Here is a 355-nt window from a genome sequence, read left to right as displayed (position 1 = left end):
CGGTCCCGGCGGAGATCCCGACGATGGCGCGCTTGTCGCCGCTGTCGGTGGACCGGGCGGTCCGGATGGTGACCTTCTCGGTCTTCGTCGGCGTCCGGCGCTCCTTCTCAGCGGCGGCCTGCTCCTTGGCGGGCACGATCGTGAAGACGACGTCCTGTCCGGGCTTGTGCTTGGTGACCTGCTTGGCGACGTCCCCGGGCTCCTTGATCGTCGTACCGTCGACGGCCTTGATCACGTCACCGGCGTGCAGCTTGCCCTCGGCCGGGGTGCCCTTGACGACGGTCGAGACGATCACCCAGCTCTGCACGGGGATGTCCAGCGCCTTCAGGGCGGCGACCTTGGCGCTCTCCTGGGA

At 69.0% G+C, this 355-nt stretch carries 1 protein-coding gene; it reads right to left on the bottom strand.

The annotated features are described in order from the left end of the window. On the bottom strand, positions 1–355 hold a 355-nt coding region (locus ACLZOT_RS50710; protein WP_416976083.1), incomplete at both ends, for a PDZ domain-containing protein.

The organism is Streptomyces sp. 4F14 (assembly GCF_048159485.1).
Classification (GTDB): Bacteria; Actinomycetota; Actinomycetes; order Streptomycetales; family Streptomycetaceae; genus Streptomyces.
Note: the sequence above shows the minus strand (reverse complement) of the source record. Positions and strands in the feature narration are given on the sequence as shown.